This is a genomic window from Gottfriedia sp. ABJ_BB2_2 (genome assembly GCF_055484705.1).
Map to the genome: position 1 here is coordinate 444627 of NZ_JBVFKR010000003.1, position 12113 is coordinate 456739.

At 33.4% G+C, this 12113-nt stretch carries 14 protein-coding genes; 8 read left to right on the forward strand and 6 right to left on the reverse strand.

Translation table 11 applies throughout. The features are described from left to right. A complete protein-coding gene (locus ACX6U0_RS10900; protein ID WP_464959953.1) occupies window positions 1-1551 on the forward strand; it encodes a solute symporter family protein in 1551 nt (516 codons plus the stop codon). Between the two features lie 67 nt (window positions 1552-1618). Here the strand turns inward: ACX6U0_RS10900 and ACX6U0_RS10905 are convergent, their stop codons facing one another. Next, complete coding sequence (locus ACX6U0_RS10905; RefSeq protein WP_087999020.1) at window positions 1619-2143, reverse strand: acyl-CoA thioesterase; 525 nt, start codon at window positions 2141-2143, stop codon at window positions 1619-1621. Between the two features lie 151 nt (window positions 2144-2294). On the opposite strand from ACX6U0_RS10905, the gene ACX6U0_RS10910 reads away from it, so the two are divergent. Together ACX6U0_RS10910 and ACX6U0_RS10915 are read left to right on the forward strand one after the other, a co-directional pair. After that, window positions 2295-3260 carry an aromatic acid exporter family protein gene (locus ACX6U0_RS10910; protein WP_464959954.1) on the forward strand — a complete coding sequence of 322 codons (966 nt, stop codon included), beginning with the start codon at window positions 2295-2297 and terminating at the stop codon, window positions 3258-3260. A gap of 21 nt (window positions 3261-3281) precedes the next feature. Next, a complete protein-coding gene (locus ACX6U0_RS10915; RefSeq protein WP_464959955.1) occupies window positions 3282-3788 on the forward strand; it encodes a L,D-transpeptidase in 507 nt (168 codons plus the stop codon). A gap of 56 nt (window positions 3789-3844) precedes the next feature. On the opposite strand, the gene prli42 is transcribed toward ACX6U0_RS10915, so the two are convergent. Continuing rightward, window positions 3845-3937, reverse strand: coding sequence for a stressosome-associated protein Prli42 (gene prli42, locus ACX6U0_RS10920; protein WP_087999023.1), 93 nt, complete (start codon window positions 3935-3937; stop codon window positions 3845-3847). Between the two features lie 125 nt (window positions 3938-4062). On the opposite strand from prli42, the gene mce reads away from it, so the two are divergent. Genes mce through ACX6U0_RS10935 form a run of 3 tightly spaced genes read left to right on the forward strand, consistent with a single transcriptional unit; the run spans window position 4063 to window position 7167 of the window. After that, entirely contained in the window at window positions 4063-4467 is a 405-nt protein-coding gene (gene mce / locus ACX6U0_RS10925; protein ID WP_464959956.1) for a methylmalonyl-CoA epimerase, read from the forward strand. Between the two features lies 1 nt (window position 4468). Beyond that, the gene (locus ACX6U0_RS10930) at window positions 4469-6010 is read left to right on the forward strand and encodes an acyl-CoA carboxylase subunit beta (protein ID WP_464959957.1); all 1542 of its coding nucleotides are present in this window, start codon (window positions 4469-4471) and stop codon (window positions 6008-6010) included. Window positions 6011-6048: 38 nt separating this feature from the next. Continuing rightward, the gene (locus tag ACX6U0_RS10935) at window positions 6049-7167 is read left to right on the forward strand and encodes a M20/M25/M40 family metallo-hydrolase (protein ID WP_464959958.1); all 1119 of its coding nucleotides are present in this window, start codon (window positions 6049-6051) and stop codon (window positions 7165-7167) included. A 38-nt stretch (window positions 7168-7205) separates the two neighbouring features. On the opposite strand, the gene ACX6U0_RS10940 is transcribed toward ACX6U0_RS10935, so the two are convergent. Then, window positions 7206-7865 carry a histidine phosphatase family protein gene (locus ACX6U0_RS10940; RefSeq protein ID WP_464959959.1) on the reverse strand — a complete coding sequence of 220 codons (660 nt, stop codon included), beginning with the start codon at window positions 7863-7865 and terminating at the stop codon, window positions 7206-7208. Window positions 7866-8252: 387 nt separating this feature from the next. Between ACX6U0_RS10940 and ACX6U0_RS10945 the strand changes: the two genes are divergently transcribed. Next, on the forward strand, window positions 8253-9593 hold the full coding sequence (locus ACX6U0_RS10945) for a glycosyltransferase family 2 protein (RefSeq protein ID WP_464959960.1): 1341 nt from the start codon (window positions 8253-8255) through the stop codon (window positions 9591-9593). An 86-nt stretch (window positions 9594-9679) separates the two neighbouring features. Here ACX6U0_RS10945 and ACX6U0_RS10950 read toward each other — a convergent pair whose 3' ends face one another. Next, window positions 9680-9955: a YiaA/YiaB family inner membrane protein gene (locus tag ACX6U0_RS10950; RefSeq protein ID WP_464959961.1), complete on the reverse strand. Its 276-nt coding sequence runs from the start codon at window positions 9953-9955 to the stop codon at window positions 9680-9682. Window positions 9956-10533: 578 nt separating this feature from the next. On the opposite strand from ACX6U0_RS10950, the gene ACX6U0_RS10955 reads away from it, so the two are divergent. Continuing rightward, window positions 10534-10695 carry a hypothetical protein gene (locus ACX6U0_RS10955; protein ID WP_192602500.1) on the forward strand — a complete coding sequence of 54 codons (162 nt, stop codon included), beginning with the start codon at window positions 10534-10536 and terminating at the stop codon, window positions 10693-10695. A gap of 65 nt (window positions 10696-10760) precedes the next feature. On the opposite strand, the gene ACX6U0_RS10960 is transcribed toward ACX6U0_RS10955, so the two are convergent. Then, entirely contained in the window at window positions 10761-11159 is a 399-nt protein-coding gene (locus ACX6U0_RS10960) for a thiol-disulfide oxidoreductase DCC family protein (protein WP_464959962.1), read from the reverse strand. 17 nt (window positions 11160-11176) lie between these two features. Continuing rightward, window positions 11177-11533 (reverse strand): globin domain-containing protein, encoded by a 357-nt coding sequence (locus ACX6U0_RS10965; protein ID WP_464959975.1) that lies wholly within the window; start codon window positions 11531-11533, stop codon window positions 11177-11179. Window positions 11534-12113 lie beyond the last annotated feature (580 nt).

Consider the following 12113-nt stretch of genomic DNA (forward strand, 5'->3'; position numbering starts at 1 on the left):
TTGAATACGTATGCCTTTATACTATTTTTAATCATTGTACTTGGGACACTCGTCATTACATATTACGCTTCTAAAAAAACCAAGGATGCAAAAGACTTTTACACTGCAGGTGGCGGTTTGACGGGCTGGCAAAATGGACTTGCAATCGCAGGTGACTATATGTCTGCTGCTTCATTTTTAGGTATAGCTGGCGCAATTGCTTTAACTGGATTTGATGGCTTTTTCTATAGTATTGGCTTTTTAGTTGCTTATCTTGTTGTACTTTATTTGGTAGCAGAACCACTTAGGAATCTTGGAAAATATACTTTAGCAGATATGATTGCTGCAAGATTTGATCAAAGAAAGGTACGAGGCGTAGCAGCTTTAAATACAATGACAATTTCTATTTTCTATATGATTGCACAACTAGTTGGAGCGGGTGCACTCATCAAATTATTATTAGGAATTGAATATACCACTGCAGTTTTAATTGTAGGTGTATTAATGACTGTGTATGTAATTTTTGGAGGGATGACAGCCACAAGTTGGGTGCAAATTGTAAAAGCTGTACTCCTAATGCTTGGAACTTTAGTGATTTCAATTATCGTATTTGCAAAATTTAACTTCAGTATTACAGAAATGTTTAGTCAAATGAAAACGGCAACTCCTCTTAAGGAAACTTTTTTAAATCCAGGTGTTAAATATACAAATGGTTTAGATACACTTTCATTAAATTTAGCTCTAGTACTAGGGACTGCAGGGTTACCACATATTCTTGTTCGCTTCTTTACTGTGCGTGACGCAAAAACAGCACGTAAATCCGTTGTATATGCAACTTGGTTGATTGGTGCATTCTATATTATGACAATTTTCCTTGGTTTCGGTGCTGCTGCATTTGTTGGTAACGCAGAAATTATTAAGGCAAATCCAGCTGGAAACATGGCAGCACCTTTGTTAGCAGAAGTTTTAGGTGGTAATTTCTTATTTGCCTTTGTTTCGGCAGTTGCATTCGCTACCATATTGGCTGTAGTAGCAGGATTAGTATTAACAGCGGCATCTGCTTTTGCACATGATTTCTATAATGAAATTCTAAGAAGAGGCAAGGCAACTGAAAAAGAACAAGTATCAATGGCAAGATATGCATCTATTGGTGTTGCTATATTGTCTATTATACTAGCAATTTTTGCACAATCGTTAAATGTGGCGTTTTTAGTTTCTTTAGCTTTTGCCGTTGCTGCAAGTGCAAATCTACCAGTCATTTTATTTACAATTTATTGGAAACGTTTCAATACAACGGGAGCAGTTGTGGGAATGTTAACTGGCTTGATTTCTGCGATTATTTTAGTAGCTATCAGCCCTAATATTTGGAGTCCAATTGAAGGAAAAGCTATTTTTGTTGGTGATCCTTTAATTAGTTTAACGAATCCAGGAATCATTTCTATTCCTTTAGGCTTTATTGCTGCATTTTTAGGTACAATCCTTTCAAGTAAAAAAGAAAGTGAAGCAAAGTTCGATGAAATTCTAGTTAAATCAAATACAGGTCACGGTATTGAAGGTATTTCATCTCATTGATCAATTGAAAAAATATAAGTCGGAATAGAAAAAGCTGAAGGAGTGAATCCTTCAGCTTTTTTCTAATTTATTCCTCATTTTGTCTTAATTTTAGTGGTTTTGTAGAAATAATACTCGCGATATTTTTACTAATCAGTTTGTTATTTTTTCGATTCTCAATTCTGGCTTTTGCAATCTCAGCTAATTCTCTTTCTTCTTCAGTTTCTAAAATGATTGATGGAACTGGTACAGTTTTGTCGTCTTTCATCCCTACAAATGTTAAGAATGAAGTAGCAGCAACACGGCGATCTCCTGTTAGTAGATTCTCTGCAATGGCTTTTACAAAGATAACCATCGATGATCTCCCCGTTAAAACAATAAAAGATTCATACGATATACAATCTTGTTCAGTTACCGGATGTAAGAAGTCAACGTGATCAATCGAAGCTGTTACACATTTTGTTCTCGCATGTCTAGAAGCAGTAATAGATGCTGTCATATCCATATCGGCTAGTATTTTTCCCCCGAATAATGTACGGTGATTATTTAAATCAGTAGGGAATACGCGAATAATTAAAGTAGCACGAGATTCGTGGCAATATTTTGAACTCATAAGCTCACACCTTTTTTTAGATTATTTCTATTTTCACCAAACTAAAAAGCTGATAAGCATGGTTTATAAAATAGAATCAAATATAATAGTTTATTGTTATAAAAGAGAATTAAAAACTGTAGAAAGTAAAATCATAGACATAGGTGATTTTATGTATAAAATAGGTTCTCGAGTAGTGAAAACTGCATTAGGTAGCTCAGTTGCAATCTTTATCGCTCAAACGCTTGGTTTAAGTTTCTATGCTTCAGCGGGAATTTTAACAATACTATGTATTCAACCAACTAAGAGACGATCTTTAGAAACAGTATTAAAACGATTCGTAGCATGCATGTTAATTATAGTGTTTTGTTTCATCATATTCCACTTAATAGGTTATAATCCCTTTGCAATTGGACTACTATTATTATTTTTTATCCCTACTTTGGTGTATTTGAAAATTCAAGAAGGGGTCATTTCTAGTGCAGTAATTATGCTTCATTTATATGGTTTAGAAAAAATGACAGTATCAATCGTAGTCAATGAAATTAGTATTATTTTAGTTGGAATGGGAATTGCACTTTTATGTAATTTATATATGCCTAGTTTGGAGGATGAAATAAAAATATATAAAGAACAAATCGATTCAAAGTTTTGTTTTATCTTCGAAAAAATTTCAATTTTTTTAAAAAATCCTTCTAAAACCAGTCATTTAAGTGAATATGAAGAAACATGTGCTTTGCTAGATAAAGCAAAAAAAGCAGCCAAGCTCGAAATTGAAAATCATTATATTCGAACAACCAACGATGAGGACTATGATTATTTCTTAATGAGAGAAAGGCAATTAGTCATTTTAAAAAGTGTCATTAACACATTGTCAGTCATTCAAGTAAGTAATGAACAATCGGACATTTTAGCAAGTTTCTTTAAAGATTTATGCTACTCCTTAAACCCTAGAATAACAGGTGTAATTTGTAGTCATCAATTAGAAGAAATTTATAAAATGTTTCGATCAATGCCACTACCTCATACACCCGATGATTTGGAAACGAGAGCTGCTATATTAATGATCATTCATGAAATGGAAAGTTTTTTGGTTATGAAAGCTAAGTATAAGGAAAAATACGCTAAAAGTGTTTAAGAAGGAGGTAGGAATACTAATTTGCTTAAGCTAGTTATTTCACTATTTCTTGTCATTAGTCCTGTATGGCCACTTGGGCAAAACCCAAGGCTAGGGGATCCATTTATCATTATTAATAAAAAAGTTAATCAGTTAGCTTTTATTGATGACGGGAAAATTCAAAAAGTATATAAGGTTGCAACAGGAAAAACAGCCGAATTGACACCTGAGGGTATGTTTAATGCTATTTATAAAGCCAAGAATCCTTATTGGAAGAAAAAAAATATTCCAGGAGGCGATCCAAAAAATCCATTAGGATCGAGGTGGATTGGATTTGATGCACTAAACACTGACGGATCAATTTATGGAATACATGGTAATAATGATCCATCTTCTATTGGTAAATACATATCAAATGGTTGTGTAAGAATGCATACAAACGATGTAAATGAGCTTTATGACAAGACCCCATACGGAACAAAAGTATTTATTACAACTACCACAAAAACATTTGTTCAAATAGCAAAAGAAAAAGGAGCAATTAAATAAAGAAAAGGTTGCGTAAAACTAGAAAATTCCAGTTTCACGCAACCTTTTTTGATTGATTATAGAAATGAAGAGATTCCTGCTAATAAAGTAGTCGCAAGCATTGAAATTAACATGATTATCACGACGATTTTTTGGGTTCTTTTTCTCATATGTTCATTACCACCTTACTAATTAAATAAACTTTCACGTTAAATTATTAAAAATTATACAAGTCTTGTCCCATTTTAGCATATGAATGATAGAAAAGCATTCGTTTTGAGGGAGAGGACAAGCAATGTTCACAAAAATTGATCATATGGCAATTTGTGTAAAAGACTTAAATAGAAGCATAAAAAAATATGAAACGGAATTACAGCTAAACTGTTCTTACCGAGAAATTGTTGAAGAACAAGGTGTTGAAGTTGCATTTTTTGAAACGGAAAATATAAATATTGAATTAATTCAACCACTTTCTCCAAATAGCCCAATATATAAATATATCGAAAAAAAAGGCGAAGGACTGCACCATGTTGCTTTTAGAGTGGATGATATTGACATAGCCATTACAGATTTAAAAAAACGTCAATTTCATTTGATCCAAGATACACCTCGCAAAGGTAGCCATGGTTCGAAAATATTTTTTATTCATCCGAAACAATTTGGAATGTTAATCGAAATTGTAGAAAAAGGAGATCTTTGAGATGAGTAAATATGATGCAATTTATGAGTTGTATGAGAAAAAGTCTGAAGTCGAGCTTGGTGGAGGTTATGAACGGATAGAAAAACAACATGAAAAAGGAAAAAACACGGCTAGAGAACGGATTGAATTATTACTTGATGAGGATAGCTTTGTTGAACTATACGGATTTGTACAGCATCGTTGTACTGATTTTGGTATGGACGAAGAAAGTGGTGCTTGTGACGGTGTCGTAACTGGATATGGGAAAATCAAAGGAAGAACGGTTTTTGTATTTTCACAGGATTTTACAGTGTTTGGTGGAGCATTAGGTGAAATGCATGCTAAAAAAATTAGTCAATTGATGGATATGGCTGTTCAATGTAAGGCACCAATCATAGGATTAAATGATTCTGGTGGTGCTCGGATACAAGAAGGGGTTTTATCATTAGATGGTTATGGGCACGTATTTTATCGCAATACGATTTATTCTGGAGTCGTGCCACAAATTTCCGTCATTATGGGTCCATGTGCTGGAGGAGCAGTCTATTCACCAGCGATAACTGATTTTGTCATCATGGTGAATGAAAGCAGTCAAATGTTTATAACAGGTCCAAAAGTAATTGAGAGTGTGACTGGGGAAAAAATTTCTGCTGAAGATTTAGGTGGAGCAAAGGTGCACAATGAAATAAGTGGTAATGCGCATTTTCAATCGAAGACCGAAGAGGAAGCACTTAGCGTAGTTAGAAGTTTATTAGACTATCTACCTTCACATTGGGAAGAAAAAACACCTAGTTATGTGAAAAATGATAAAGATTTGGAAGATTTATTAGATTGTATACCAGAAGATAGTAGTCGCCCATATGATGTAAAGAATATTGTTTCAATGATTGTAGATAATGATTCATTTTTAGAAGTACAAAAAGATTTTGCAAAAAATTTAGTAATTGGATTCGCTAGAGTGAACGGAGAAGTTGTAGGGTTAGTTTGTAATCAGCCAAAAGTAATGGCAGGAGGATTAGATATTCATTCTGCTGATAAGGGTGCTAGATTCATTCGTTTTTGTGATAGCTTTAATATTCCTCTCATTACATTTGTTGATGTTACTGGATTTTTTCCCGGTGTAAAACAAGAGCATGGAGGTATAATAAGACATGGTGCGAAGCTTTTATATGCATATTCAGAAGCAACTGTCCCAAAAATTACGGTTATAACTAGAAAAGCTTTTGGTGGTGCATATGTAGCTTTAAATAGTAAATCAATTGGAGCGGATTTAGTTTTTGCTTGGCCAAATGCTGAAATTGCAGTGATGGGTGCTGCAGGAGCTGTTAATATACTTTATGGCAAGGAAATCAGTCAGAGTGAAAATCCTGAAGGTCTACGAGCTGAATGGATGGACCAATACAAAGAAAAATTCTCTAATCCATATGTTGCAGCAAAATATGGTTTAGTAGACGATGTGATTGATCCTCGTGAAACTCGTAAAAAGTTGATTCAGTCATTAGAAGTATTAAAAACGAAAAATGAAAAGCGCCCAGCCAAAAAACATGGTAATATACCTTTATAGACATTTTTCTACATACTTATAATGGAGGCGTATCACATATGATTAATGAACATCGTATAGTTGAAGAATTTTTAGAATTAGTACAAGTTGACTCTGAAACTAAGTTTGAAGCTGAAATTGCGAAGGTTTTAAAACAAAAATTAGAAGCACTTGGAATGAATGTGTTTGAAGATGACACAATGGGCGTAACTGGACATGGTGCTGGTAACATCGTTGCAACGATTCCTGCTACAAAAGAAGGAGTAGATGGTATTTTCTTCTCATGTCATATGGATACAGTAACACCAGGAAAAGGCATCAAACCTTCAATCGTTGATGGTAAAGTAGTAACTGATGGCACAACAATTCTTGGTGCTGATGATAAAGCTGGTATCGCTGCATTTTTAGAAGCAGTTAAAGTAATCAAAGAACAAAATATTGAACACGGTGAAATTCAATTTATCATTTCGGTTGGTGAAGAATCAGGATTACATGGTGCAAAAGCAATGGATCCAAAACTAATCACAACTAAATTTGGCTATGCTTTAGATAGCGATGAAGAAGTAGGAAATATTATCGTAGCAGCTCCAACTCAAGCGAAAGTAATCGCTACGATTTATGGAAAAACTGCTCATGCTGGCGTGGCTCCAGAAAAAGGTGTTTCTGCAATTACAATCGCTTCAAAAGCTATTGCTAGAATGCCTCTAGGACGTATTGATGAAGAAACAACTGCTAATATCGGACGTTTCGAAGGTGGAAGTGCTACAAATATTGTTTGCGATCAAGTGAATATCCTTGCAGAAGCTCGTTCATTAATTGGTGAGAAAATGGAAGCACAAGTTGCTAAAATGAAAGCTGCATTTGAAGAAGCAGCATCAGAAATGGGCGGACGTGCAGAAGTTGAAGTTCAAATTATGTATCCAGGATTCAAATTTGGTGAAGGTGATCATGTTGTAGAAGTAGCAAAACGTGCTGCTGAAGCAATCGGTCGTACACCAGCATTACAACAAAGTGGTGGCGGTTCTGATGCAAATGTATTTGCAGGACATGGCTTCCCAATTGTAAACTTAGCAATTGGTTATGAAGAAATTCACACAACAAATGAAAAAATGCCAATCAAAGAATTAGTTAAATCTGCTGAGATGGTTGTTGCAATTGTTAAAGAAGTTGCAAAATAATAAACAAAAAGACGAAACATTTGTTTCGTCTTTTATTTTTACTGATTAAAAGAAACAACTTTATATAAACTATTTGTATATTCTAAAATGGTAATACTGGAGTTTTTAATTTCAACTTGTATATCTACTTCATCAGAAAACTTTTTAACAATATTTCTGATAATATTTCCATGAGTAACAAGTAAAATATTTTCAACTTGATTCAAGCCTTCAGATACGACTTCATTTAACCCTTTTTCTAATCGTTCCCATAGTTCGTGATAATCTTCAGCATGATGATACGGATCAGACTTTTTGATGAAATTCGTTATTTCTTCTAGTGTGTGATTGCGAAACAATTCCTTAAAGCTACTATATCCTTGGTCACTTGCTACTTTACCTAATGCTACCTCGGAAAATTCCCCCTCAAAACTACCGAAAAATGTTTCCCGAAATGCTTTTCTTTTTTGAATGACAGGTATCTTATATTGATTTTGGTGTAGTAGGATTTCAGCTGTTTCAACTGTTCGGCCAGAATCACTTGTATAAACACGATCAAAATGAATAGTTGAAAGTTTTTTGCCAGCTTCGACTGCGACTAATTTACCTTCTTCTGTTAAAGGACTATCGGCCCAACCTTGCATTCTTTTGTACCGATTTAAATAAGTTTCACCATGTCTAATGCAGTATAGATTTATTTTCCTTTCGATATTAAACACCTCATTTTTAAATGTTTGGTTTTAAATATATTTTATAATTTTCAGTATATTAAAACAAATTATTGAAATATGAAATGTAAGGAATCAAGTAAATGCATGAACATGGCAGGTTATTATAAGTGAATTTTTAAAAAGAATTGTAACAATATCATAAATAGACAATATTATATCAATAAAATAAATTTCGCTTTGTATTTTTATTTTAAATAATGAATGTTTATTTGAAACTTGATTAATCTTGATATTAATACATCTTTTTATATTTTATTAAAATAATGTTTTTGTTAACCCAATCGTTATTATTGTGATATAATCTTGTTATCATCCGTGTCAGGAAACCTTTTTCACTTTTTAGTTGAAATAAAGTGAATGATAGGGGGGAGAATAATGGAGCCTAATCTTACACCTATTAAAAAGCAAAGAAATAAATACTATTTTACAATTCAAAAGAAATTTTGGTTTAGTCACGCGATGTCCTTCATGTGGTTAATCCTTTCAATATATTTATCATTACCTTGGTTATTTGATTTATCTGAAGTTGTGACAATGCCAGGTGCAATTTTTATTATCACTGGTATTGCATATATTCCTGGATATATGAGTGCTTTTTTAATTATTAGTTTGATATTAGATAAGCAGCCTAATTTTAAGAATGAGTTCCCTACTGAATCAGTTACTTTACTAGTTGCGGCTTATAATGAAGAAAAAGGCATTTATAATACATTAAAATATGTTGCAGATCAAGATTACACTGGTGAGATACAAGTGATTGTGATAAATAATAACTCATCAGATCAAACGACTGAGGAAGTATTAAGAGCAAAAAAAGAATTAAAAGCTAACATTTCAATTTTACATGAATCAAATCCTGGTAAATTTAATGCTTTAAATACAGGATTAAAACATGTGAAAACGCCTTATGTAATTACATTAGATGCTGACACATTGATTCACCCTTCAGCAGTTCGTTACTTAGTTTCAAGAATTAAAAGTAGTCCAGAAGATGTTTGTGCTGTAGCTGGATCAATGCTTGTACGAAATAGTCGTGAAACAATTTGGACGAAAATTCAGGAATGGGATTATTTTTTAGGAATCGCTTCAATTAAAAGATTACAGGGGCTATATCAAGGAACATTAGTAGCACAGGGTGCATTTAGTTTATATAAAACATCATGCGTTCAGGAAGTAGACGGTTGGCCTGATGCAATTGGTGAAGATATTGTTTTAACTTGGAGACTGTTACAAAAGGAATGGAAAGTATACTTCGAACCTTTAGCAGTAGCATTTACTGATGCCCCGACAACGCTTGCTCATTTCGCAAAACAACGTTCAAGATGGGCAAGAGGAATGGTTGAAGGTTTAAAAGAAATTAAACCTTGGCAACAACCACAAGTTTATACAAAATACCTCACTGGGATTAACTTACTAATGCTATATTTAGATTTTGTATACACTTTATGTTGGTTACCAGGCCTAGTTTTAGCTTTTTTCGGTATCAACTGGATTGTTGGTCCAATGACATTATTAGTTTTACCACTAACATTTGTAAGCTATTCAATACTTTATTTATATCAAAAGCATTATGTTTTTAGACATCTACATTTAAAAATAAGAATTAACAAGATAGGATTTGTAATGTTTATTCTTTTTTATCAAATGATTATGTCTCCAGTTTCATTATTTGGATATTTACAGGAATTCTTCAAGTTAAGAAGAGTTTGGAAGTAAAATGCATCTAACGTAATGGGTTAGATGCATTTTTTGCTCACTAAAATAAAAAAACCCTGTCAAAAGACAGGGGTTAGTTGATGAATTTAATTCGATTCTTTTTTTGAGCTATCTAATTTCATTTTTAACTGGATTTCTTGATCAGCGATAATATCGTCATCTTCCGCATTATCACGAACTACTTTTTGAGTTAGAATAGCGCCAACAGCTACTAATAACATAACTGCGATATAATATCCTTTTTCATTAAGCTCCATGTCTGCATTGTATAATCCGATACAAAATAATAGTACACCTGCTACTAATGTAAAGTAGGCTAAAACTGTAAATGCTACTGTGTTGCGTCTTCGGTGTTTTTGCAAAATTAATCACTCTCCGTATAAATATATATGCCTTTTTCATAGGACTGCCTCTGTAAAAATTAGATAATTTCTAAAAATCAAAATCATATGAAACTGTCCTTCTATCATTATATAAGATTTTGTTATCAAATAGTAATAAAATTGTAAACTATTAACAATTATTTTAATAATTCTTTAATTAGATAGAGGTTTTTAGATGAAATTGGAAAAAGAAGGAATTTTATCCTAAGTATTTAAATATTTAATATAAGACAGACAGTTTTTTGTATCAAGTCGTCTTAAAAATCAAATTAGTCTTGGAGAGTACAATGGAAGTTATTTTTATGTTTTTAAAAATTTTTATGTGTTTATTCTTATTCATTTTTATCATTTATGTATTTATTAATATTATTAGTTATTTTAAATCATTAAAAAAAATACTTAGTAATATTGAGGAAAAACTTGAAATAATCGCTAAAAAACAGAAGGATTTATGAGTGTTTCATAAAAGTATGTTCAATTAATGTTTATTGTTAACCAGACTAGTGATTTTTCAAAAAGCTAAAGTAAGCAGAAAAAGAAAGAGGAAGTGTGCCAAAATGAGTCATTCAAAGTCTAGTATAGGTGGAATTGTTTTTGTTGGTTGCATGTTCTTGGGAGGGGGAATAGGTTCCTTATTAGGTGAACCTCATTCAGGTTGGTTAATAGGTTTGGGGGCAGGTTTTATCGGAATGGCTTTGACAAGAGTATGGATGAAATAAGGTATCAGAATAAACAAACCCACTGTTCATTTGACAGTGGGTTGCTTATTGTATAGTAATAATGTTTATGATAAAAAACGATCTCGAATCTCTTTAGTAGGTATCATACATGTTTCACTTTTTCCAAATAATCTATAGCGATTAGATGCAAAAAGTTTATAAAAATAGTTGCGAATAGGTGCTGGAATAACAATAAAGATATAAAAAAACTTAGGCCAACCGTCTAGTTTCTTTGAAATCTGAAGTGCTGCGGTAGATTCAGTTTTTACGATGCCATTTTGTATTAAAATGACGGAGTCTAAATCTTTAAGCCCCGGTTTCGTTTCAATTATTTCTTTTCCAATTGATGATTGGAGTGACGCAAATTGAAATATACCACGTTTATCATGTTTAATGATAAATTGAACAGCGCCATTGCAAAAATTACATACGCCATCAAATAAAATAATTGGTTTTTCTTTCACCTCAAAGCTCCTATTATTTATTCTTGGTTTACCATGTGATAAGCAACATTTCTTAAATGCTGTAATAATGGTTCTTTTATTTCCTCATCTAAATCTACATCGTCCATTGCTTTTGCCATACAATCTAGCCAATCATGTGCAAGTTCAATTGTGATTGGAAATGGTAAATGTCTTGCTCTCATTCTAGGATGACCACGTTCCATACTATAATATTGCGGACCACCTAAAAATTGTGTTAAAAATAGTTTTTGTTTACGTGCTGTTTCTTCCCAATCGCCTGGGAAAATTGGTGCAAGTCGCTCGTGCTTTGATACATATGAGTAAAAGGTATCTACAAGCTCCTCAAGTTTTTCTTTGCCTATATATTCGTACATCGTTTGATTTTGATTACTCAATGATTGACCTCCAATAAAAACGTAATGAATTATTTAGTATAGTTTTATTTTACCGTGTTTTATTGTGTAAGAGAAGTAATATAGATTATCTGATGGTTCTTTAAAAGGAAGAGTGTGAAATTCCACTTCAGGATGCTCGCTTTCCATGGGGTGGGCGCTGAGCCTCCTCCAAAAGGTAGGCATGCTAAAACCACGACGTCCTGTCGAAACGCATGCATGACCCACATCCTGTGGGCCTCCTGTGGGGTCTCAGCTGTCCCGCAGCTCCCATAGGAGTCAAGCATCCTTACGTTCCATTTATTTTCTTGAGAAAACAAACAATCTTATCTAAGGGTTCATTCAACTTCTAAATAATACAAAATAAATCCTCTGATAAAAGAAGAGTGTGAAATTCCACTTCAGGATGCTCGCTTTCCATGGGGCGGGCGCTGTGCCTCCTCCAAAAGGTAGGCATGCTAAAACCACGACGTCCTGTCGAAACGCATGCATGACCCACATCCTGTGGGCCTCCTGTGGGGTCTCAGCTGTCCCGCAGCTCCCATAGGAGTCAAGCATCCTT